Origin of the sequence: Natronococcus sp. CG52, from assembly GCF_023913515.1 — an archaeon.
Classification (GTDB): domain Archaea; phylum Halobacteriota; class Halobacteria; order Halobacteriales; family Natrialbaceae; genus Natronococcus; species Natronococcus zhouii.
In genome coordinates, this window is the sequence record NZ_CP099391.1 from 2,326,295 (window position 1) to 2,346,860 (window position 20,566).

The window sequence follows — 20,566 nt, forward strand, 5'->3', positions numbered from 1 at the left end:
CCGAGTCCGGACGGGCGACGATAGACAAACGGTGTCGTGGTAGCCAAGCGGCCCAAGGCGCATGGTTGCTAACCATGTGGCGTCAAGCCTCCGGGGTTCGAATCCCCGCCACGACGTCGGTTTCACTCGACCGGCACTTCAGCCGGTCGTCTTTGCAACGCGCGCACACCAGACACACATACACAACACATGAGCGAGGAAGAACCTCAAGAACAAGAGGACGAAGACCTTCAGTACTTCGTCCGCATCGGTCAAACCGACCTCGACGGGACGAAGTCCGTCGAGCGCTCGCTCTCGGAGATGAACGGGATCGGTCGACGGACCGCCCGAATCATCGCCAACGAAGCGGGCGTCGACCGAACGGCGACGTTCGGCCGACTCGACGACGACGTCATCGACGAGGTCGTCGAAACCGTAGAGAACTACGCTGACGAAGTCCCGAACTGGCTCAACAACCGCCAGCACGACTTCTACTCCGGTGAGACGAGCCACGAGATCGGGAACGATCTCCAGTTGACCCGGCAGCACGACATCAACCGGATGAAGATGATCGACTCCTACAAGGGATCGCGCCACAAGCGCGGTCAGAAGGTTCGCGGTCAGCGAACCAAGTCCACGGGTCGTACCGAGGGCACCATCGGAGTCAACGTCGAAGAGATCCGCGAAGAACAGGCAGAGGAAGCTGCCGCCGAGGAGGATGACGAATAATGCCGCTCGGAACTGACACCAAACAGTACGAGACGCCGAACCACCCGTACCAGGGAGAGCGCATTTCGGACGAGCACTCGCTGGTCGACCGCTACGGCCTCAGCAACAAAGAAGAGCTCTGGCGAGCGCAGTCCGAGCTTCGTTCCTACCGGCGCGAGGCCCGCGACCTGCTCGGTCAGGCCCAGGACGACGAGATCGTTATTCGTCGCTCCGAGGAGTTCCTCGGGCGACTCAAGCGCGTCGGCATTCTCGACGAAGCGGACGAACTCGGCGACGTCCTCAGTCTCGAAATCGAGGACGTCCTCGAGCGTCGTCTCCAGACCGTCGCCTACCGCAAGGGGCTCGCCAACACCACCCAGCAGGCCCGGCAGTTCATCACGCACGGGCACATCGTGGTCGACGGCCAGCGCCACTGCATCCCGTCGTACGTCGTCGACGTCGACGAGGAAGACCTCGTCGCCTTCGAGGAGAACAGTCCACTTGCAGACGAACTCCACCCGGAACGGGCGGAGGGTCAATAACATGAGTCAGGACGACGATAAGTGGGGAGTCGCCCACGTGCACGCATCGTTCAACAACACGGTCATGACCGTGACCGACCTCACGGGCGCGGAGACGATCGCCAAGTCCAGCGGTGGCACGGCGGTCAAGCAGAACCGCGACGAGGCGTCGCCGTACGCGGCCATGCAGATGGCCGAGTCCGTCGCCGAGGAGGTCAAGGCTGCCGGCATCACGGGTCTGCACGTTCGCGTGCGTGGCCCCGGCGGCAACCTGCAGAAGTCCCCCGGACCCGGCGCACAGGCGACGATCCGCGCGCTCGCCCGCTCGGGCATCGAGATCGGTCGCATCGAAGACGTCACGCCGATCCCGCACGACGGATCGCGCGCGCCGAAAGGGAAGGGCGGCTACTAACCCATGAGTGAAGAGTACGACGTCGAGTTCGTCGAACGCGAGGATCGCGAGGCGCGGTTCCTCGTCCGTGGGGTGACGCCCGCGTTCGCCAACGGCATCCGTCGCGCAATGGTCGCCGACGTGCCGACAATGGCGATCGACACCGTCCGGTTCATCGAGAACTCGTCGGTCATGTTCGACGAGCAGATCGCACTCCGGTTCGGGCTCGTCCCGCTGACGACGCCTCCCGAAGGCGAGTTCGTCGAGGACGATACCGTCACACTCTCAATCGACGTCGAAGGACCGGCCACCGCATACTCCGGCGATCTCGTCTCGAACGACGACCTCGTCCAGCCTGCGGACGAGAACGTCCCGATCATCGAACTCAAGGACGGACAGCGTCTCGAGGCCGAGGCGGACGCCGTGATCGAGCGCGGGAAGAATCACGCGAAACATCAGGGCGGCGTTGCGGTCGGCTACCGACACCTCCAGCGCGTGGAGGTCGTCGACGACCTGCCGGAGTTCGAAGAGCAGGAGTCCCAGATCGTCCGCGGCGTGATCGAAGAGGACGGCGAACTCGTGTCGACGTCCGAGTTCGACCACGACCTCTCGAAGCGATATCCGGGCAAGGAAGTCCGGACCGAGGACGTCCCGAACGCCTTCGTCTTCCACGTGGAGACGGACGGATCGTTCACGATCGAGGAACTGGTCACGCGAGCCGCGGACACGATCGAGGCGCGTGCGACCGAGCTCGAAGAAGCAGTACAGCTATAAACTAACATGAACCGACGCCCCCAATCCCATATCGCCGAAGCCGCCTTCGCCAGCGCCGTGTGCAACGAGACTGGCGAGGCTTCGGCAGTCGGAATCGAAAGGGGTTTGAAGGGGCGACGGGTAGACAGAAGTGCGAGCAGGGATAGCCAAGTCAGGCCAACGGCGCAGCGTTCAGGGCGCTGTCTCGTAGGAGTCCGCAGGTTCAAATCCTGCTCCCTGCATCACTTCTATCAGACCGATTCAACGATCGGCGAGACGGTTCCACGTGTCGCCGAGTTTGCAGTACTTGGAGGAAATCAATGAGTAGCAAAACGAACCCGAGGCTCAACGATCTCATCGCCGAGCTGAAGTCGACGTCCCGCGAGACGGACGCCGACGTCTGGCGAGACGTTGCGGATCGACTCGAGAAGCCCCGTCGAACCCACGCTGAGGTGAACCTGGGCCGCATCGAGCGATACGCACGTGAAGAAGAGACCGTCGTCGTTCCCGGCAAGGTGCTGGGATCCGGCGCACTACAGAAGAATGTCACCGTCGCCGCCGTCAACTTCTCGTCGTCCGCAGAGACGAAGATCGACCAGGTTGGTGACACAGTACCGCTCGAGCAAGTGCTCGAAGAGAACCCGGAAGGATCCGACGTACGGGTGATTCGATGAGTATCGCAGAATTCGACGCGGACGTCGTCGTCGACGCCCGTGACTGTATTCTCGGCCGCGTCGCCAGTCAGGCCGCACAGCGCGCCCTCGACGGCGAGCGTGTCGCAATCGTCAACGCCGAAGACGCAGTGATCACCGGCGACAAGGAGGACATCTTCGGAACCTACCAGAAGCGACTGCAGCTCGGCTCCGACAGCGGGCCGTACTACCCCCGCCGACCGGATACGATCTTCAAGCGATCCGTTCGCGGGATGCTGCCGTACAAGAAACAGCGTGGTCGCGACGCGCTCGATAACGTCCGCGTATACGTCGGCAACCCCTACGAGGACGACGACCGCGAGACCGAAGTCCTCGAGGACACGTCGCTGGATCGACTCTCGAACATTCGCTTCGTGCACCTGCACGAGGTCAGCGAACAGTTAGGTGCTAACGTCACATGGTAACGAACACGAGTGGCAAGAAAAAGACCGCCGTCGCCCGCGCGACCGTTAGCGAAGGTGAGGGCCGCGTCCGAATCAACTCGAAGCCGGTCGAACTTGTCGAGCCCGAGATGTCGCGTCTCAAGATGCTCGAACCGTTCCGCATCGCTGGCGACGAACTCCGCAGCGAGATGGATATCGACGTTCGCGTCGAGGGTGGCGGCATCAGCGGCCAGTCGGACGCCGTCCGCACCGCCATCGCGCGCGGAATCGTCCAGCACACGAACGACGCCGAACTCCGCGACGCCTACATGGAGTTCGACCGCTCGCTGCTGGTCAACGACGTTCGCCAGTCCGAACCGAAGAAGTGGGGCGGCCCGGGCGCTCGGGCGCGCTACCAGAAGTCCTACCGCTAAGGTGATTCAATCATGATGGTACCGGTCCGGTGTTTCACGTGTGGCAACGTCGTCGGCGAACACTGGGAGGAGTTCGACGAACGATCCAACGAGGGCGACGAGGATCCGGAAGAAGTGCTCGACGAACTCGGCGTCGACCGCTACTGCTGTCGACGCATGCTCGTCAGTCACAGGGACCTCGTCGACGTGGTCTCCCCCTACCAGTGATGTCCATGCAACAGGAACGCCACAACCGATACGAGAAAGCACGCATCCTCGGCGCGCGAGCGTTGCAAGTCTCCTACGGGGCGCCGGTACTGATCGAGACTGATCAGACCGAGCCGATCCTGATCGCCGCTGAGGAGTACGACGCCGGTGTGTTGCCGTTCACCGTCAAACGAGGAAGCAACTAATGACGCTCATTACAGACATCCGGCTCCGACGAATCCTCGACTCTCGCGGAAATCCGACGGTCGAGGCGGACGTCGTGACCGAAAGCGGCGGGTTCGGACGCGCAGCCGCGCCGAGCGGGGCGAGTACGGGCGAGTTCGAAGCCATCGAACTCCCCGCGGACGAGGCGATCGCTGCGGCCCGCGAACACGCCGTTCCGCGCCTCGTCGGCGAGGCCTACGCCGGAAACCAGCGTGAAATCGACTCGATCCTGCGCGCCGCGGACGGCACCGACGACTTCTCGGAGATCGGTGCCAACAGCGCGGTCGCGATCTCGATGGCCGCTGCAAAAGCGGGTGCCGACGTACTCGGCGCGCCGCTGTTCCAGCATCTCGGGGGCGCGTTCCGGGGCGAGAATTTCCCGACACCACTCGGTAACGTCGTCGGTGGCGGCGAACACGCCGCCGACGCGACGGATATCCAGGAGTTCCTCTCCGCACCCGTCGGCGCACCGAGCGTCGAGGACGCCGTCTTCGCCAACGCCGCCGTCCACGGCGCCGTAGCGGACTTACTCGAGGAGCGCGACCTCCCCTCCGGAAAGGGTGACGAGGGCGCGTGGGCGCCGTCGGTCGACGACGACGAGGCCTTCGAGATCGTCGACGAGGCCGTCTCGCAGGTCGAAGACGAGGTCGGCTTCTCGATCGGCTTCGGTCTCGATGTCGCGGCCGCAGAGATGTACGACGAGGACTCGGAAACCTACGAGTACGAATCCGCCGGCATCAGCCGCGACACCGACGAGCAGATCGAGTACATCGCCGAACTGGTCGACGAGTACGATCTGGTCTACGTCGAGGATCCGCTCGACGAGAACGACTACGACGCGTTCGCCGATCTCACAGACGAGGTCGGCGATCAGACGCTCGTCTGTGGCGACGACCTGTTCGTCACCAACACCGACCGTCTGACCGAGGGCATCGGCCGCGGTGCGGCAAACAGCATCCTGATCAAGCCGAACCAGATCGGGACGCTGACCGACGCCTTCGACGCGATCGAACTCGCGACCAAGAACGGCTACGAATCGGTCATCTCCCACCGCTCGGGTGAGACCGAGGACACGACGATCGCACACCTCGCCGTCGCGACCGACGCACCCTTCATCAAGACGGGTGCCGTCGGCGGCGAGCGAACCGCCAAGCTCAACGAGCTCATCAGAATCGCAGACGACGCGACATGACAGACAACGACGCAACCCAGGAAGGGCTCGACGCCGCTGACGAGGAAATCGACGAGGAGCCGGCCGAAGGGCCCGGCCCCGCCGCCGAACCCGACGAAGACGTCGAGCCTGCGGAGGAACAGGACGCCGAGGCCGAACTCGAGGCCGAGGCCGAAGCAGAAGACGAGGGGCCGTCCCTCGACGACGACGTAATGTCCGACGAGGAAGCGGACCTGCTGATCCCCGTCGAGGATTACCTCGGCGCCGGTGTCCACATCGGTACCCAGCAGAAGACCAAGGATATGGAGCGGTTCATTCACCGCGTCCGGACCGACGGGCTGTACGTCCTCGACGTCTCGAAGACGGACAACCGCATCCGGACGGCCGCAGACTTCCTCGCGAACTACGACCCGGAGCAGATCCTGGTCACCTCGAGCCGCCAGTACGGTCGGTTCCCGGCCAAGAAGTTCGCCGAGGCCGTGGGCGCTCGCGCCCGCACCGGCCGCTTCATCCCCGGAACGCTGACCAACCCCAAGTACGACGGCTATATCGAACCCGACGTCCTCGTCGTCACCGACCCGATCGGCGACGCACAGGCCGTCAAGGAGGCCATCACGGTCGGCATCCCGGTTATCGCGATGTGTGACTCGAACAACCAGGTCAGCAACGTCGACCTGGTCGTCCCGACGAACAACAAGGGTCGCAAGGCCCTTTCGGTCGTCTACTGGCTGCTCGCCAACGAAGTCCTCGACCGCCGCGGCGCCGAGCCGTCCTACTCGCTCGAGGACTTCGAGAGCATGGTCTAACCGGCGTTTTCGATTACCGCTGTTTTCTCTTGTAGCGTCACCCGCAGTCGAGCGGGCGCGCTCGCGGGTTCCGACGGAGCGACAGAATTAGGTCGACGACGACGAATCGAACAGTATGCTCGACCGAGTATTCGAGTTCGAAGAGGAAAAGATGCCGCTGCCCGTCCTGCTGTCGACGGCCGGGTTGATAGCGATCTTCGCGCTCGGAATCGTCTACCGTCTGGTTTCCTTTCTCGTCTTCTGACACCCGTCCGGAATCGGATCCGATCGGTCCGACCGGTTCGATCGACGTGGACGTGACTCGAGTGCCGGGGGGCGATCGCGTCCGGATCTCCGCGACGGGGCCGGAGGCCGACGCGACACTGGATTCGATCGAGGACGCGTTCTCCGAGGACTGAACCGGGAGCCGCGGTTCCGGAGTCGGTGGACCGACACAGACAGGTTTTACTCCCGATCGTTCGAACGGTCGGTTATGACACGCTCGAGCGCTCCCGGGAAGGTGTATCTCTTCGGGGAGCACGCGGTTGTCTACGGCGAGCCCGCGGTGCCGTGTGCGATCGAACGGCGGGCCCGCGTCGGCGTACGACGACGGGACGACGGGAAACTCCGCGTCCACGCCGAGGATCTCAGTCTGGACGGGTTCACGGTCGAGTACGGCGGGAGCACGAACCAGCAACCGGACGTCGACGTCTCCGAATCCCTCGTCTCGGCGGCGATGGGCTACGTCGACGGCGCGATCGAGCAGGTTCGCGACGTGACCGGCACCGAAGACGCCGGCTTCGACGTAACGATCGAGAGCGACATCCCGCTGGGTGCCGGTCTCGGCTCCTCCGCGGCCGTGGTCGTCGCCGCCATCGACGCCGCGACCCGCGAACTCGGCGTCACCCTTGAGCCGACCGAGATTGCGAAGCGCGCCTTCCGGACGGAGTACGAGGTCCAGGACGGCCAGGCCTCCCGCGCGGACACGTTCTGTTCGGCGACCGGCGGCGCGGTCAGGGTCGAGGGCGACGACTGCGGCCCGATCGAGGCGCCCGACCTCCCGCTGGTGATCGGCTTCGACGGCGGCGCCGGCGACACGGGCGAACTGGTCTCCGGCGTCCGGCGCCTCCGTGAGGAGTATCCGTTCGCGAGCGACACCGTCGAGGCGATCGGCGACGTCGTCAGGAACGGCGAGGATGCGCTCGAGGCGGGCGATCTTGAGGAACTGGGCCGACTGATGAACTTCAATCACGGACTGCTGTCGGCCCTCGGCGTCTCTTCGCGCTCGCTCGACTCGATGGTCTGGGCGGCGCGAGACGCCGGCGCCTACGGTTCGAAACTGACCGGTGCCGGCGGGGGCGGCTGTATCGTCGCGCTCGATCCCACCGACGAGACCGAGACGGCGCTCTCGTACACGCCCGGCTGCGAGGAGACCTTCCGGGCGGAGCTCGCCGACGACGGGGTGAGGCGGCTCGAATGATCGTCCTGAAACTCGGCGGCAGCGTCATCACGGACAAGGAACGCGCGGAGACGCTCGACGGCGAGTCTCTCGGCCGGGCGGCCGACGCCGTCGCCGCCGCGCTCGAGGCACCGACGGACTCGCTCGCGGAGGGACTCGTCGTCGTCCACGGTGGCGGCAGCTTCGGCCACCACAACGCGAGCGAGCACGGCGTCAGCACGACGGCGGGAACTCACGACACGGCTGCGATCCACGATATTCACGGCGCGATGAAGACGTTGAGCGCGTTCGTGCTCTCGCGGCTGCTCGAGCGCGAGGTGTCGGCGGTACCGGTCCACCCGTTCTCCGCGGGTTATCGCGACGCCGACGGGAGCCTGCAGTTCCCGACGGAACAGATCACGACGCTGCTCGAAGAGGGGTTCGTCCCCGTCCTCCACGGCGACGTGATCGGACACGCGGGCCGGGGTGCGACCATCGTCAGCGGCGACGAACTCGTCGTCGAACTGGCGCAGGCGCTCGAGGCCGACCGCGTCGGGCTCTGCTCGACCGTCCCCGGCGTGCTCGACGCAGACGACGCGGTCATCGACCGCATCGGCTCCTACGCGGACGTCGAGAGCGTGCTCGGCGAGAGCGAGGCGACCGACGTCACCGGCGGGATGGCCGCGAAGGTGCGGGCGCTGCTCGCGCTCGAGGCCGACGCGTCGATCTTCGGACTCGAGGAGCTAGAAGGGTTCCTCGAGGGGACGGAACCGGGGACGACGATCGAGTAGCCGAAAATCCTTCGTCAGCGAATATTTCGCATTCGGACGGCTGAGCCGGGCGATATTCGTACTACTGGTTCCGTTGAACTCCTCTTTGGAGAGACGTCGTCCGAGCAGCGGTTCCGTACGGCGGCGAACTGATCGGCGATTATACTCGATCAGGGTGAGTAATTAACCCAGATACTCACAACAATTGAGTCGTAATGACGGATGAAACCGAGAGCGAGCGAGCAGCAGCGATCTGCGAGAACTGTGAAACGATCCACGCAGCGCACATCGGTTCCGAAGGAGATATCCGGCCAATTGGGACCGGACAGTGCACGTGTGAAGAGGGTGATCTTCGCATCGTCCGTACTGATACGGACGTTCTGGACGAGGTGAGTCCGGAGACGTCTCAGTGAAGCGATTGACCGTACTGGGAGCCGTAACGTGGTCGTGCTACGCCGAACAGCGAGGACCACTGTCGATCTTCTACCGAGAACTGCGACGAAGCCGCACGTTCGACCGAGAGGACGCTCGAGGGACGTCGATCCCGCGTCGTGTCAGGATCGGGACGGCTCGAGGAACGAACGCGAGCGACGCGGTGAGCCGCGCGACGCTGAGTCCGTCAGTCGAACAGGATGCGGTCGAGGATCGGTCGCAGGAACGACCCTCGGCGCGTCTCCTTGGAGTGGACCAGTAAGACGGGCTGTTCGATGGCCGCGGCGAGTCTGTCCGAGCGCTGTTCGATGAGCAAATCGGGGAGCCGACGGTGCGTGACCGTGCTCAGCATGACCAGGTCGGCCGACCCGAGCTCCCGCGAGAGCCCGGCGATCTCGTCGTCCGTGCGGACGATGGTCGACTCAACGGGGACGATACAGAGTTCGTCGAGTTCGTCGTGGTACTCCTCGATCGTCTCGAGCAGTTCATCGGGCGCGTTCTCGGAGACGGCAAAGAGGAACCGAACCGAGGCGCCGAGGGTGTCGGCCATCGCGTCCGCGAGCTCGACCTTGAGTGGATCGTTGAACGGACTGCGATCGGTGACGACGGCGATCTCGTCGACGCCGACGCGCTGTTCGTGCTGGACGAAGACGACGTCACAGGGGGCGTGCTCCAGGATCCAGTCGGCGTCCCGACCGAACAGGGTACCCAGCCGGCTCGTCGCCTGCCGGCGAGCCAGCACGAGGTCCGCACCGGTGCGTTCGGTGAAGTTGACGACCGCGTGGCGCGTATCGTGGCTGACGATCTCGCCGACTTCGACGGGGACCTCGAGATAGCGGACGAGTTCGTCCGTTCGCTCCTCGAACTCGACTTCGGCCTCGGAGAGCTCCTCGGCGGCTGTGTCGAGGGGTATCTGGTCGGGGACTTCGTCGAACCGGACGACCCGGATGCGGCCACCCCTGCGGCGAACGAGCGGCGCGGCCATCTGGATCAGGGCGTCCTCCTGCTCGCGGGTGACGTCCCGGCGGATCGGGATGAGAACCTCGTAGCGATCCTCCTGCTCGAGTTGCTCCTCCGTATCGCGGACGAACTGTCGGCCGGCCTCGCGACGGGCGAGCCCCTTCGCGACGCCCTCGCGCTCGACCTTCTCCTCGGCGTACCACTTGAACCAGAGGTACCCGAGGATCACCATCCCGATCGAGCCGACGATCTCCTGGGGATCCATCTGCGCGATGATGAAGATCCCCGAGACGATCCCGAACAGCTGCACCCAGGGATAGCCCGGAGTGAGGAAGTCGGGATTGTACCACTCGAGGTCGCGTTCACGGAAGGCGATCAGGGCACCGCAGACGAGGATGTAGACGAGGATCTGGAAGGCGCCGGCCATCTTGGCGATCTCGTCGACGTCCTGGGTCGCGACGATGAAGATGATGATCGCACCGGTGGTGAGGATCGCGGCGAACGGCGTGTTGAATCGTGGATGAATGTACTCGAACCTGCTCAAGAAGAGGTTGTCGCGGCTGAGCGCGAGCGGGTATCGAGATGCAGTCAGGATCCCCGCGTTAGCGGTACTGACCAGCGCCAGCAGGGCCGCGAGGATGATCGTGGCGACCGCCAGGAAGCCGACCGGAAATCCACTGCCGAACACCGGAACGGAGACCGACAGTCCGCCGAAGAGCAGGTCCGTCGCCTCCGCCATCGGCTCGTTCGAGTCGGCCAGTTCGCCGCCTTCCATCACGCCGACGAGCACGAATACGAGCAGGGCATAGAGAAACGCCGTCACGATCAGCGAAAGCAGGAGCCCGAGAGGGAGATTTCGTCCGGGATTCTCGATCTCCTCGGCGACAGCGGCGACCTTTGTGACTCCGGCGTAGGAGACTAACACGAGCGCGGTTGCGGTGAGAATGCCGTCCAGTCCCTCGTCGAAGAACCCGTCGAAGTTCGCGCCCTCGACCTGAACGATCGAGGCGACGACGAACCCCGAGAGGATTACGAGCATGATGATGACCATGATCAACTGGAGCCCGCCGGTCTGTTTGACCCCGATCAGGTTGACGGCGATGAGCACGAGCGCGAAGGTGATTCCCAGCGCTCGAACGCCGGGGATCGGGAGCGCCATCCCGAGTCCGGGAAGCGCGAGGCTCCAGGTCGGGAGTTCGTAGATGAAGTTGATGTAGAACATCCCGCCGTACAGCGCCAGCGATCCCTTCAGCATGAGCATGAGCCAGGTTCCGAGGCCGGCGATCGTCCCGAACGACGGCCCGAGCCCCCGTTCGATAAACACGTAGTCGCCGCCGGCTTCCGGCATCGCCGTCCCCAGTTCGGCGATGCTGAGCGCGGCGGGAACGACCAGGATCGCCGCGATGACGAACGCGAGGATGACCGCGGGACCCGCCTCGGCCATCGCGATTCCCGGCAGAATGAAGATGCCGCTGCCGATCATCGCACCCATACTGATCGCAATCACGGCAAACAACCCAAGGTCGCGCTCGAGATCTTTCGCCATTAGCTGGCCGTTTCCGGTGAAGAGTAAGAAGCCTTGCCGTTCCGGAACCGAGTGTGATTTTTATCCCGGCTAAATTAAAAACAAGGAGATAATCTCTACTCGCCCGGAACATATGTTGTTTTCCAGTCGAGCCGATCTTCCGCGGTGTGAGCGGGGAAATCAACCCACTGCGTTTTTAACACCTGAGCGTGTAGGGTGGATCAACGAACCCGCGGGCAAGTGCGTTCGCGGTTCACAGCCTTGCTGTGAGCCACTCGGCGGGATACTCCGCCGTGAGCGCATAGCGGGATGGCCGACGCGCTGTAAGACGCCGGGGCCGCATAACCGGGAGTCCGCGGACCGTTTCAGTGAGAGTCCACAACGCGGCTTTCAGTGCTAGCAACCATGGAAATTGAAATTGCAACGATTGGCGGTTACGAGGAAGTCGGACGGCAGATGACTGCCGTTCGCGCCGGTGACGACGTCGTTATCTTCGACATGGGGCTGAACCTCTCGCAGGTTCTCATCCACGACAACGTCGAAACCGAGCGGATGCACAGTCTCGATCTGATCGACATGGGTGCGATTCCCGACGACCGGGTAATGAGCGACCTGGAGGGCGACGTGAAGGCCATCGTCCCGACGCACGGCCACCTCGACCACATCGGCGCCATCTCGAAACTGGCCCACCGGTACAACGCGCCGGTCGTCGCGACGCCGTTCACGATCGAACTCGTCAAGCAACAGATCGAGGGCGAACAGAAGTTCGGCGTCGAGAACGACCTGATCAAGATGGAGGCCGGCGAGACGATGTCGATCGGCGACTCCGGCGAGGTCGACCTCGAGTTCGTCAACGTCACGCACTCGATCATCGACGCGATCAACCCGGTGCTTCACACGCCCGAGGGCGCGGTCGTCTACGGGCTGGACAAGCGCATGGACCACACGCCGGTCATCGGCGATCCGATCGACATGGAGCGCTTCCGCGAGATCGGTCGCGAAGGCAACGGCGTCCTCTGTTACATCGAGGACTGTACGAACGCGAGCAAGAAGGGCCGGACGCCCAGCGAGAACGTCGCCCGCGAACACCTCCGCGACGTCCTCTACAGCATGGAGGACTACGACGGCGGCATCGTCGCCACCACCTTCTCCTCCCACATCGCCCGCGTGAAGAGTCTCGTCGAGTTCGCCGACGATATCGGTCGACAGCCGGTCCTGCTGGGGCGCTCGATGGAGAAGTACTCCGGCACCGCCGAACGCCTCGACTTCGTCGACTTCCCCACCGACCTGGGGATGTTCGGCCACCGCAAGTCCGTCGACCGCACGTTCAAGCGGATCATGAACGAGGGCAAGGAGAACTTCCTGCCCGTCGTGACTGGTCACCAGGGCGAACCGCGCGCAATGCTCACGCGAATGGCCCGCGGGGAAACCCCGTACGAACTGGAGGACGGCGACAAAGTCGTCTTCTCCGCGCGAGTGATTCCGGAGCCGACCAACGAGGGGCAGCGCTACCAGGCCGAGAAGCTCCTCGGCATGCAGGGCGCCCGCATCTACGACGACATCCACGTCTCCGGCCACCTGAACCAGGAAGGCCACTACGAGATGCTCGACGCGCTCCAACCCCAGAATATCATTCCCGCACACCAGGACCTGAAGGGGTTCTCCAGCTACGTCGATCTCTGTGAGAGCGAGGGATACAAGATGGGTCGGGACCTGCACGTGACGCGCAACGGCAACCTCATCCAGCTTGTCGACTGATATGACGAGCCCCGAGGCACGCGAAGAAGCAGTGCTCGAGGCCGTCGGGAAGCGCCGGGAACTGGTCAACGAGGCCATTCCGGACGAACTCCCGATCCAGCGACCCGAACGGCTTTACGAGGCGTCTCGGTACCTGCTCGACGCGGGCGGCAAGCGCCTTCGCCCGACCGTCCTGTTGACGACCGCGGAGGCGCTCGCCGACGTCGAACCCCTCTCGACGGAGTATCGAGAGTTTCCCGCGCTCGACGGGAGTACGATCGACGCGATGGCCGCAGCCGTCAGCGTCGAGGTCATCCAGTCGTTTACCCTGATCCACGACGACATCATGGACGACGACGACCTCCGTCGGGGCGTCCCGGCCGTCCACAAGGAGTACGATCTCGAGACGGCCATCCTGGCCGGCGACACGCTTTACTCGAAGGCGTTCGAGATCATGCTCGAGACGGGCGCCGACCCCGACCGGGCGGTCGAGGCGCTCGGAATCCTCGCGACGACGTGTACGAAGATTTGCGAGGGACAGTCGCTCGACGTCGCCTTCGAGAACCGCGGCGACGTGACGACCGACGAGTACCTCGAGATGATCGAGCAGAAGACGGCCGTCCTCTACGCGGCATCGGCGTGTCTACCGGCCATCTTGCAGGGCGCCGACGAGGAGACGATCGACGCCCTCTACGGCTACGGGCTCGACATCGGCTGTGCGTTCCAGATCCAGGACGACGTTCTCGATCTGACCGTTCCGAGCGAGAAACTCGGGAAACAGCGCGGTAGCGACCTCGTCGAGCACAAACAGACCCTAATTACCGTCCACGCCCGCGAGAACGGCGTCGATATCGAGGGGTTAGTCGACACGGAGGACGTCGACGCGGTAACCGAGAGCGAGATCGACGCCGCCGTCGCCGAACTCGAGGCGGTCGGCTCGATCTCCTACGCGAACGAGACGGCTCGCGAACTCGTCGATCGAGGGAAGGGCCGACTCGAGGTGCTGCCGGACAACGAGTCTCGCGAGTTGCTGTGTGACATCGCGAACTACCTGATCGAGCGCGGCTACTGACGGCGCTGCAGTCGTCGATTTTTCGGTCTCGAACCGAGCCCCGAGCGGTGCGACTGCGTTCCGGACGTCCCTGCTTTCGTCTACGGGTCTTTCGATCACCACCTACACGAGACGACCGCGAATCCGTCTCCGACTGACCGGGCCACGTCGCGGTGACGCGCGCTGGACGACAGTGAGCGACAGCGAGGCTCGAGCATCGTGAGTGCCTCGAAAGGAGACTAACGAAGGACGCAAGCCGTCGTCTGCCACTGCGCGAGCGAATCAGCTGGGGATGACGTGATGATTCCGTAATGCCAACTGAGCATAAAATCCAGCACCGTGTGCCGATCCTACAGAGCAGAATAGAGAGCATGAATTTAGCACGGCGGCTTCGTTTGTTCCACGCCGAAACCGATGAACCGCCTGCTCAGTAGACCTGCTTATTGACCGCATCTCCACTCAGACACCACTGATACGGACCGCTGTAAGTCATTTCCGGAGCAACTGCGACCGCCCTGCGATTGCTCCGGTAAACAGTTACAGCAATCCGTATGACAGGCCGTCACAGAACGTTTGTCACGGGTGTGTTAACAATAGACCTGTCCTGTCCTCAGTCGGGTGATTAGCGGTTTCACCCGTGATTTAAAGAAGCCGATTACGCTGATATCGACCGCAAGAAAGCGTCGGGGTGTGTGAGCCTTTCTGTGACGGCCACATCCGTATGAAGTAATCCAAGCGCCATATCGTAAACAAAAAGTTGCCTACACGAACTCACAACTCAATCGGTTCGTCGAGATCCGGATCGATACCGAGGATCTCAGACAGATGAGGCTGTAGCTGGTCGAACTGTTCCGTTGGTTCCACGAGTTGACGTTCCGAATCGTAGTCAACAACCCCTGCCGATTCTAACTTCGGAATGTGCGTTTTGTATAGCGAGTGCTGAATTTTCGTCAGCACCTCTTCAGAAACTTCGGTAACTGGCGTATGATGATTATAGGTGAGAATCGTCCTCCTGAGGTCATTCACCGTCAACGAACGCTGTTCTTCTGCGAGTACTGCGAGGACGATGCGACAGTGCTTATCTTCACACAGGTCGAGCACCGTGTCGAATGTGATGGGACTCTCGCTCATTATACCATTTTAGAAGACCTGTGCGAATTACGGTCACTTTTTAGTATCCAATATGTTTTTAAACCCTCTATTGAGAGCGAGCCGATATGTCGGATAGCGTGTTCCCGAGGATGTGCTTGATTCCGCGCCGAAGTCTGGATGCGACGGCCTGCTGTGTGATGCCGAGATCGTCGCCGATTTCTTCCATCGTTGCCTCGCGCGGGGATTCGAAGTAACCGTGCTCGTAGGCGAGCACCAGCGCTTCTTGTTGGGTGTCGGTTAGGGCCGCCTCGGTAGCCGTCTCGACAGGCGTAAGCGCGTGCAGCTCCGTAAGTGTGATCGGGATGTCCAACTCCCGACAACGGGATTGAAAATCAGCAATATCGCCACGAGTGTCACCACGAATATCGAACGTCCACTGCGTGTTCGTTCCGACGGCTTCGATGAGCGCGACCTTCGTCTCCGTCAGCGTGGTTAACACGTCGTCGTAATCCAACGCCCACTCGACGCGCAACAGATTCTCGTCTTCGACGGAGTCAATGAACTGGATTTCCTTCACGCCCGGATGCTCCGAGAACGCCCCTTCCACATTTTCAACTGTGGTTCCCCGAACCCAGAAGTAGGGGATTACCACGTCTCGGGCGGGGATAATTCGCTCCAATTCGACCGACACATCTGGCAGTTGCTCGAACACCGTCCCCAGCGGGAACTCCTCGGACGGTACCGTAAAGGAAGCCTCTGTAGCCATCGTCCAATCCGTGGTTCCCTGAGCGTAAATATCCACCACGGACTATGGAACGGAGTCACGAACAGATTCGCGTTTCGTGTTCGGCACCGACTCGGTATGTCTTTGCCCTGTCCTGAGCGATCACTACTTTCGCAAATCGAGCCAGACCTCGTGCGGCATTCGCGCCCTGAGTTCAGCATTCACTCAATGAACTATTCGGGTACTGTCAGAAACGCCGTGACCGGCTCAGAGGATATATGCAACAGGGCCAGTTTGTTTATTTCACCATCACTGGGCTGAATCAGCCGATACATACAGATGCGAACTGATCGTCAGGATCAAATCAAATATTATATACTTTCACCGAGGCGTACAGAACCTAAAGTACAATATTCAGGCGTAGTCAGCGTATGTTGACCGCCTGAAAAAAACGTCTTTTGGGTTCGTCCTGTAACGGTACATATGGTCTCCGACGAGCTCGATAATGTAGACAAAGGGATTATCTACCTCCTCCAGCAGGACGCCCGAAAACGAACGGTCGCCGATATTGGCGAGAAAGTTGGTGTCTCCTCCAGTACGGTCGCCAATCGAATCGACGGGCTCGAAGAACAAGGTATCATCAAGGGCTTCCACACAATCGTTGACTACCCGGAAGCTGGGTTAGGCCATCATCTCCTTGTAACTGCGACAGTTCCTCTAACGGAAAGAGAGGAACTATCAGATGAAATTATGGAAATATCCGGTGTTGTGAGCGTACGTGAATTATTGACAAATAACGAGAATTTGTCGTTAGAATTAGTTGGTGCCTCCCAAGAGGACATAGAAGAGAGCCTTGCGGAACTGGATTCACATGGCGTTCATATAGAACGAATGGAGATAATGAAGCAGGAACGAGCCCAACCCTACAACCACTTTGGCCAAAAATTCGCAAATGAGGATAACACTGGCTGATTTCCAGACCCATTTAAGTATCACCGGATATTGTTTATTATACGACATGTTTAAAAGGAGTGACGGACTAAGGGCTTCATGAACAAGATACAGGCCGAAGTAGCAGAGGAGAGTCGTGTCAGTCAAAAAGTGGTTGAAGCAATTGCTGAAGCGGAAGAAACCGAGCCTATCGAACTCACACCCCCCTTGTATGAGGTCATAGACCTTGAGACCTTGGAGAACCTCCTTACCAATAACCGGACACTTGCAAAAGTTGTTTTTAACTACAACAGTTGTGAGGTTACTGTTTTCTCCGATGGCTATATTTCGGTCATGAAGGAGAGTATATAATTACGATTATCAAGTGGTAGATCTAGTTGATTTGACCGAGATAGAGCGCAATCTTCTGCTGAGTTTGATCCCCTCTACTCAGTACGTGGCTATTGAGTCAAGATAGATTGTACCCCGTCACGGTACGTCGCTCTCCTGTACCGACTGATCACCACTTTTGCAAACCAAGCCGAATCTCGTGCCACATTCGCGCTTTGTATTCAACACGGTTCTATAAAAATCACCGGTAGCTGACAGAAGTAATAGCGTTAGGTACGCACTCTCTACGTACCGGAGTAGCCGGTTCGAATCCGAACCCGACTCGTCTCGACGGAAGTACGGATCGAGGACCTCCCCGAACGACACCGCCATCCGAACCGACACCGCGGAGGTTTTGACAAGGGGACGAATACCCCACGGTAATGGACGACGATCTACGCGAACGCGTCGAACGCGAGGCGGAGAAACACGCCCTGCTGAACGCGGTGAAACATGAAAGCGACGCCGACGTCGGCGCCGTGATGGGACCGTTGATGGGCGACAACCCTGAGTTTCGTGAACACGCCGACAATGTGCCGGGGATCATCGGCGGCGTCATCGGTCGGGTCAACGACCTCGCATACGCCGAGAAGCGCGACCGACTCGAGGAACTCGCACCCGAGGAACTCGCCGAGATCGAGGCCGAGGACGAGGAAGACGAACACGACCTGCCGGACCTCCCGCGGGCCGACGAGTACAACGAGATCCGGATGCGGTGTGCACCGAACCCGAACGGACCGTGGCACGTCGGCCACGCCCGAATGCCCGCGGTCATCGGGACCTTCAAGGAACGCTACGACGGCTGGTTCTGCGTCCGGTTCGACGACACCGACCCCGAGACGAAACGGCCCGACATCGAGGCCTACGACGCGATCCTCGAGGATCTGGACTACCTCGGCTTCGAGCCCGACGCGACGTTTAAGGCGAGCGATCGCCTCGACATCTACTACGACCACGCCCGGAAGCTGATCGACATGGGCGGCGCCTACACCTGCTCGTGTTCCGGCGAGGAGTTCTCCGAACTGAAGAACAACGGGGAGGCCTGTCCGCACCGAGACAAGGACCCCGAAACGGTTCTCAGCGAGTTCGAGGACATGATCGCGGGGGTCTACGACAGCGGCGAGATGGTGCTGCGGATCAAGACCGACATCGAACACAAGAACCCCGCGCTCCGCGACTGGGTCGCGTTCCGGATGATCGACACCCCTCACCCCCGCGAAGAGGCCGAGGAGTACCGCTGCTGGCCGATGCTCGACTTTCAGTCGGCGATCGACGACCACATCATCGGTATCACGCACATCATCCGCGGGATCGACCTCCAGGACTCGGCGAAACGCCAGAGCTTCCTCTACGATTATTTCGGGTGGGACTACCCCGAAGTCGTCCACTGGGGACACGTCCAGATCGACGCCTACGACGTGAAAATGAGCACCTCGACGCTGGACGAACTGATCGAGGACGGCGAACTCGACGGCTGGGACGACCCGCGAGCGCCGACGCTCAAGAGCCTCCGTCGACGCGGCATCCGCGGCGAGGCAATTGTCGAGGCGATGATCGGTCTCGGAACCTCGACCAGCGACGTCGATCTCGCGATGAGCGCGATCTACGCTAACAACCGCGAACTGATCGACGACGAGACTGACCGTCGGTTCCTCGTGCGCGACGGTACTCGGGTCCCGCTCGGCGGCAGCCCGCCGGACGAGGCGAACCCGCCGCTGCACCCCAACCACGAGGACCGCGGCGTCCGGGAGATCCCCGTCGGCGACTCCGTCCTGCTCGAGCCCGAGGACCTCCCCCAGCGCGAAGAGCGCGTCTGGCTCAAGGGACTGGGCTGTTTCCAGTACACCCGTGACACCCTCCAGTACACCGGCGAGGATATCGACGTCGTCCGCGAGGGCGACGTCGACGTCGTCCACTGGGTGCCGGCCCGCGAGAGCGTCCCCGTCCGGATGCGGACGATGGGCGGCGACGTGACCGGACGCGCCGAACCCGGCGTCGCCGACCTCACAACCGACGAGATGGTCCAGTTCGTGCGCGTCGGCTTCGCACGAATCGATAGCGTGACTCGAGACGACTCCGATGACGAGGAGGTCGTTACGTACTACGCCCACCCCTGAGCGAGGCTCCAAACAGACGGTCATCTCGGGGTAACGAACGGTCGCTCATTCGCACACAATGCGGTGCGAGTGGATCGGGGACTCCTCGAAACGAGTTACGTGTCGAATCGATCGGTATCACCGACCCCGTTCACGGGTGGACGGGAACGGAGTCCGCTGATCAGGTGTCCGTCTCGTTATCCTCCGTCTCGTTGTCCTCTGTTTCGTTATCTTCGGTCTCGTTATCTTCCGTTTCGTTATCCTCGGTCTCGTTATCTTCCGTCTCGTTCATCTCACCCCCGTCTTCGCCGCTCTCGACCTGGAGCTCGCCGTTCATCGTATCCTGGTGGGGTTCGCAAACGTAGGCGGCCATCTCGCTGCTGGCGTCGAACTCGAGGAACTGATCCTCGCCGCCTTCGTCGCTGACTTCGGTCGAGAGGTCATCGACGACCTCGTCGCTGTCGTCGCGAATTTCGATGTTGTGGCTGCTGCCGTCGCCCTCCTCCCAGCCGATCTCGTACGACTCGCCCTCCTGGAGAGTGATCGTCGGGTTCTCCTCGTCCGCGATTTCTTCGGGCTCTTGCCCCTGCCAACCCTGGGTCTCCGCCATGAGGACGATTCGGGTATCTGGCTCGAGCGCCTCACCGCCCCCTCCGGTTTCGTTATCCTCGGTTTCGTTCCCTTCGGCCGGCTCTTCTCCGTTTTCTTCGGCCGGCTCTTCTCCGCCGTTTCCGTTTCCACCACAGCCTGCAATGAGCGCCGTCGCACCGGTGGCACCGGCGATCTTGAGAACGTTACGTCGGGTTATCGGGTCTGTTTCCCTCATATCTCTTCCTATAGAACCCAGCGGTGTTAAACCAAATCCGCGATAGGAAAGAAGTTCTAAAATCCGTTGTACAAATATTTTGGTTGTCCGACGGATTTTTCCAGATATAACAACAGTATCGTACTCCGGACACTCGTCGGGCCGATCCAATCGAACGGTACGCGTCCGTGCCCACCTCAGCGCTCGAGCAGGTCGTCTCCCCTGTCGGGGTCGGGATCCGCGACGACGCCGTCCTGTCGACCGAGAACGCGCGCGTGGGCGGCGCAGACGGCCCTGTTCTCCTCCCACGGAACGTGGAGTTCGACGCAGGCCGCTCGATCACAGTCGTTCTCTGAGCACTCCATACTGGATAAACGACGGCGACGGA

25 protein-coding genes and 2 tRNA genes are annotated in these 20,566 nt (G+C 61.7%); 22 read left to right on the top strand and 5 right to left on the bottom strand.

Annotated features, from left to right (window positions below; genetic code table 11):
* The first annotated feature begins 33 nt into the window (after positions 1-33).
* The 17 genes from NED97_RS11740 to NED97_RS11810 all read left to right on the top strand — a co-directional run bounded on the left by NED97_RS11740 (position 34) and on the right by NED97_RS11810 (position 8,457).
* Positions 34-116, top strand: a tRNA-Ser gene (locus tag NED97_RS11740).
* 73 nt (positions 117-189) lie between these two features.
* Positions 190-708 carry a 30S ribosomal protein S13 gene (locus NED97_RS11745; RefSeq protein ID WP_252487229.1) on the top strand — a complete coding sequence of 173 codons (519 nt, stop codon included), beginning with the start codon at positions 190-192 and terminating at the stop codon, positions 706-708.
* Positions 708-1,229 carry a 30S ribosomal protein S4 gene (locus tag NED97_RS11750; protein WP_252487230.1) on the top strand — a complete coding sequence of 174 codons (522 nt, stop codon included), beginning with the start codon at positions 708-710 and terminating at the stop codon, positions 1,227-1,229. The genes NED97_RS11745 and NED97_RS11750 overlap by 1 nt, the downstream gene beginning before the upstream one ends.
* 1 nt (position 1,230) lies before the next feature.
* Positions 1,231-1,620, top strand: a complete 390-nt coding sequence (locus NED97_RS11755) for a 30S ribosomal protein S11 (protein WP_148860386.1) — start codon at positions 1,231-1,233, stop codon at positions 1,618-1,620.
* 3 nt (positions 1,621-1,623) lie between these two features.
* Entirely contained in the window at positions 1,624-2,373 is a 750-nt protein-coding gene (locus NED97_RS11760) for a DNA-directed RNA polymerase subunit D (RefSeq protein WP_252487231.1), read from the top strand.
* A gap of 136 nt (positions 2,374-2,509) precedes the next feature.
* A tRNA-Leu gene (locus NED97_RS11765) sits at positions 2,510-2,594 on the top strand.
* A gap of 78 nt (positions 2,595-2,672) precedes the next feature.
* The gene (locus NED97_RS11770; RefSeq protein ID WP_252487232.1) at positions 2,673-3,026 is read left to right on the top strand and encodes a 50S ribosomal protein L18e; all 354 of its coding nucleotides are present in this window, start codon (positions 2,673-2,675) and stop codon (positions 3,024-3,026) included.
* Positions 3,023-3,469: a 50S ribosomal protein L13 gene (locus NED97_RS11775; protein WP_252487233.1), complete on the top strand. Its 447-nt coding sequence runs from the start codon at positions 3,023-3,025 to the stop codon at positions 3,467-3,469. Before NED97_RS11770 ends, NED97_RS11775 begins: the two co-directional genes overlap by 4 nt.
* Positions 3,463-3,861 carry a 30S ribosomal protein S9 gene (locus NED97_RS11780; RefSeq protein ID WP_148860382.1) on the top strand — a complete coding sequence of 133 codons (399 nt, stop codon included), beginning with the start codon at positions 3,463-3,465 and terminating at the stop codon, positions 3,859-3,861. The genes NED97_RS11775 and NED97_RS11780 overlap by 7 nt, the downstream gene beginning before the upstream one ends.
* Before the next feature lie 12 nt (positions 3,862-3,873).
* The gene (locus NED97_RS11785) at positions 3,874-4,068 is read left to right on the top strand and encodes a DNA-directed RNA polymerase subunit N (RefSeq protein ID WP_252487234.1); all 195 of its coding nucleotides are present in this window, start codon (positions 3,874-3,876) and stop codon (positions 4,066-4,068) included.
* Between the two features lie 5 nt (positions 4,069-4,073).
* Positions 4,074-4,253, top strand: coding sequence for a DNA-directed RNA polymerase subunit K (locus NED97_RS11790; RefSeq protein ID WP_252487235.1), 180 nt, complete (start codon positions 4,074-4,076; stop codon positions 4,251-4,253).
* On the top strand, positions 4,253-5,464 hold the full coding sequence (gene eno, locus NED97_RS11795) for a phosphopyruvate hydratase (RefSeq protein ID WP_252487236.1): 1,212 nt from the start codon (positions 4,253-4,255) through the stop codon (positions 5,462-5,464). The genes NED97_RS11790 and eno overlap by 1 nt, the downstream gene beginning before the upstream one ends.
* The gene (rpsB, locus tag NED97_RS11800; protein WP_252487237.1) at positions 5,461-6,249 is read left to right on the top strand and encodes a 30S ribosomal protein S2; all 789 of its coding nucleotides are present in this window, start codon (positions 5,461-5,463) and stop codon (positions 6,247-6,249) included. The genes eno and rpsB overlap by 4 nt, the downstream gene beginning before the upstream one ends.
* Before the next feature lie 115 nt (positions 6,250-6,364).
* Positions 6,365-6,493, top strand: coding sequence for a hypothetical protein (locus tag NED97_RS23125; protein ID WP_256493262.1), 129 nt, complete (start codon positions 6,365-6,367; stop codon positions 6,491-6,493).
* A 52-nt stretch (positions 6,494-6,545) separates the two neighbouring features.
* Positions 6,546-6,647: an HPr family phosphocarrier protein gene (locus NED97_RS23350; RefSeq protein WP_382206724.1), complete on the top strand. Its 102-nt coding sequence runs from the start codon at positions 6,546-6,548 to the stop codon at positions 6,645-6,647.
* Between the two features lie 74 nt (positions 6,648-6,721).
* Positions 6,722-7,708, top strand: coding sequence for a mevalonate kinase (mvk, locus tag NED97_RS11805; RefSeq protein WP_252487238.1), 987 nt, complete (start codon positions 6,722-6,724; stop codon positions 7,706-7,708).
* Positions 7,705-8,457, top strand: coding sequence for an isopentenyl phosphate kinase (locus NED97_RS11810; protein ID WP_252487239.1), 753 nt, complete (start codon positions 7,705-7,707; stop codon positions 8,455-8,457). Before mvk ends, NED97_RS11810 begins: the two co-directional genes overlap by 4 nt.
* Before the next feature lie 598 nt (positions 8,458-9,055).
* On the opposite strand, the gene NED97_RS11815 is transcribed toward NED97_RS11810, so the two are convergent.
* A complete protein-coding gene (locus NED97_RS11815; RefSeq protein WP_252487240.1) occupies positions 9,056-11,374 on the bottom strand; it encodes an amino acid permease in 2,319 nt (772 codons plus the stop codon).
* A gap of 384 nt (positions 11,375-11,758) precedes the next feature.
* Between NED97_RS11815 and NED97_RS11820 the strand changes: the two genes are divergently transcribed.
* Entirely contained in the window at positions 11,759-13,111 is a 1,353-nt protein-coding gene (locus NED97_RS11820; RefSeq protein WP_252487241.1) for a ribonuclease J, read from the top strand.
* Position 13,112: 1 nt separating this feature from the next.
* Positions 13,113-14,162: a geranylfarnesyl diphosphate synthase gene (idsA3, locus tag NED97_RS11825; RefSeq protein WP_252487242.1), complete on the top strand. Its 1,050-nt coding sequence runs from the start codon at positions 13,113-13,115 to the stop codon at positions 14,160-14,162.
* A gap of 750 nt (positions 14,163-14,912) precedes the next feature.
* Here the strand turns inward: idsA3 and NED97_RS11830 are convergent.
* Complete coding sequence (locus NED97_RS11830) at positions 14,913-15,272, bottom strand: DUF7344 domain-containing protein (RefSeq protein WP_252487243.1); 360 nt, start codon at positions 15,270-15,272, stop codon at positions 14,913-14,915.
* A gap of 67 nt (positions 15,273-15,339) precedes the next feature.
* Complete coding sequence (locus NED97_RS11835) at positions 15,340-15,999, bottom strand: helix-turn-helix domain-containing protein (RefSeq protein ID WP_252487244.1); 660 nt, start codon at positions 15,997-15,999, stop codon at positions 15,340-15,342.
* 441 nt (positions 16,000-16,440) lie between these two features.
* On the opposite strand from NED97_RS11835, the gene NED97_RS11840 reads away from it, so the two are divergent.
* The 3 genes from NED97_RS11840 to NED97_RS11850 all read left to right on the top strand — a co-directional run bounded on the left by NED97_RS11840 (position 16,441) and on the right by NED97_RS11850 (position 19,394).
* Complete coding sequence (locus tag NED97_RS11840; RefSeq protein ID WP_252487245.1) at positions 16,441-16,929, top strand: Lrp/AsnC family transcriptional regulator; 489 nt, start codon at positions 16,441-16,443, stop codon at positions 16,927-16,929.
* 78 nt (positions 16,930-17,007) lie between these two features.
* Complete coding sequence (locus NED97_RS11845; RefSeq protein ID WP_252487246.1) at positions 17,008-17,259, top strand: HalOD1 output domain-containing protein; 252 nt, start codon at positions 17,008-17,010, stop codon at positions 17,257-17,259.
* Between the two features lie 401 nt (positions 17,260-17,660).
* Positions 17,661-19,394 (top strand): glutamate--tRNA ligase, encoded by a 1,734-nt coding sequence (locus NED97_RS11850; protein WP_252487247.1) that lies wholly within the window; start codon positions 17,661-17,663, stop codon positions 19,392-19,394.
* Positions 19,395-19,554: 160 nt separating this feature from the next.
* Here NED97_RS11850 and NED97_RS11855 read toward each other — a convergent pair whose 3' ends face one another.
* Positions 19,555-20,199, bottom strand: a complete 645-nt coding sequence (locus NED97_RS11855; protein ID WP_252487248.1) for a twin-arginine translocation signal domain-containing protein — start codon at positions 20,197-20,199, stop codon at positions 19,555-19,557.
* A gap of 176 nt (positions 20,200-20,375) precedes the next feature.
* Positions 20,376-20,543 carry a hypothetical protein gene (locus NED97_RS11860; protein WP_252487249.1) on the bottom strand — a complete coding sequence of 56 codons (168 nt, stop codon included), beginning with the start codon at positions 20,541-20,543 and terminating at the stop codon, positions 20,376-20,378.
* Positions 20,544-20,566: the final 23 nt, after the last annotated feature.

What these genes read in the sequence shown, in the direction of transcription:
- NED97_RS11790 (WP_252487235.1), top strand. Translation starts at nt 4,074, where the DNA reads ATGCAACAGGAACGCCACAACCGATACGAGAAAGCACGCATCCTCGGC.
- NED97_RS11785 (WP_252487234.1), top strand. Translation starts at nt 3,874, where the DNA reads ATGATGGTACCGGTCCGGTGTTTCACGTGTGGCAACGTCGTCGGCGAA.
- rpsB (WP_252487237.1), top strand. Translation starts at nt 5,461, where the DNA reads ATGACAGACAACGACGCAACCCAGGAAGGGCTCGACGCCGCTGACGAG.
- NED97_RS11810 (WP_252487239.1), top strand. Translation starts at nt 7,705, where the DNA reads ATGATCGTCCTGAAACTCGGCGGCAGCGTCATCACGGACAAGGAACGC.
- NED97_RS11750 (WP_252487230.1), top strand. Translation starts at nt 708, where the DNA reads ATGCCGCTCGGAACTGACACCAAACAGTACGAGACGCCGAACCACCCG.
- NED97_RS11780 (WP_148860382.1), top strand. Translation starts at nt 3,463, where the DNA reads ATGGTAACGAACACGAGTGGCAAGAAAAAGACCGCCGTCGCCCGCGCG.
- NED97_RS23125 (WP_256493262.1), top strand. Translation starts at nt 6,365, where the DNA reads ATGCTCGACCGAGTATTCGAGTTCGAAGAGGAAAAGATGCCGCTGCCC.
- NED97_RS11845 (WP_252487246.1), top strand. Translation starts at nt 17,008, where the DNA reads ATGAACAAGATACAGGCCGAAGTAGCAGAGGAGAGTCGTGTCAGTCAA.
- mvk (WP_252487238.1), top strand. Translation starts at nt 6,722, where the DNA reads ATGACACGCTCGAGCGCTCCCGGGAAGGTGTATCTCTTCGGGGAGCAC.
- NED97_RS11770 (WP_252487232.1), top strand. Translation starts at nt 2,673, where the DNA reads ATGAGTAGCAAAACGAACCCGAGGCTCAACGATCTCATCGCCGAGCTG.
- NED97_RS11855 (WP_252487248.1), bottom strand. Translation starts at nt 20,199, where the DNA reads ATGAGGGAAACAGACCCGATAACCCGACGTAACGTTCTCAAGATCGCC.
- NED97_RS11760 (WP_252487231.1), top strand. Translation starts at nt 1,624, where the DNA reads ATGAGTGAAGAGTACGACGTCGAGTTCGTCGAACGCGAGGATCGCGAG.
- NED97_RS11815 (WP_252487240.1), bottom strand. Translation starts at nt 11,374, where the DNA reads ATGGCGAAAGATCTCGAGCGCGACCTTGGGTTGTTTGCCGTGATTGCG.
- NED97_RS11755 (WP_148860386.1), top strand. Translation starts at nt 1,231, where the DNA reads ATGAGTCAGGACGACGATAAGTGGGGAGTCGCCCACGTGCACGCATCG.
- NED97_RS11840 (WP_252487245.1), top strand. Translation starts at nt 16,441, where the DNA reads ATGGTCTCCGACGAGCTCGATAATGTAGACAAAGGGATTATCTACCTC.
- NED97_RS11830 (WP_252487243.1), bottom strand. Translation starts at nt 15,272, where the DNA reads ATGAGCGAGAGTCCCATCACATTCGACACGGTGCTCGACCTGTGTGAA.
- NED97_RS11860 (WP_252487249.1), bottom strand. Translation starts at nt 20,543, where the DNA reads ATGGAGTGCTCAGAGAACGACTGTGATCGAGCGGCCTGCGTCGAACTC.
- NED97_RS11835 (WP_252487244.1), bottom strand. Translation starts at nt 15,999, where the DNA reads ATGGCTACAGAGGCTTCCTTTACGGTACCGTCCGAGGAGTTCCCGCTG.
- eno (WP_252487236.1), top strand. Translation starts at nt 4,253, where the DNA reads ATGACGCTCATTACAGACATCCGGCTCCGACGAATCCTCGACTCTCGC.
- NED97_RS11775 (WP_252487233.1), top strand. Translation starts at nt 3,023, where the DNA reads ATGAGTATCGCAGAATTCGACGCGGACGTCGTCGTCGACGCCCGTGAC.
- NED97_RS11850 (WP_252487247.1), top strand. Translation starts at nt 17,661, where the DNA reads ATGGACGACGATCTACGCGAACGCGTCGAACGCGAGGCGGAGAAACAC.
- NED97_RS11820 (WP_252487241.1), top strand. Translation starts at nt 11,759, where the DNA reads ATGGAAATTGAAATTGCAACGATTGGCGGTTACGAGGAAGTCGGACGG.
- idsA3 (WP_252487242.1), top strand. Translation starts at nt 13,113, where the DNA reads ATGACGAGCCCCGAGGCACGCGAAGAAGCAGTGCTCGAGGCCGTCGGG.
- NED97_RS11745 (WP_252487229.1), top strand. Translation starts at nt 190, where the DNA reads ATGAGCGAGGAAGAACCTCAAGAACAAGAGGACGAAGACCTTCAGTAC.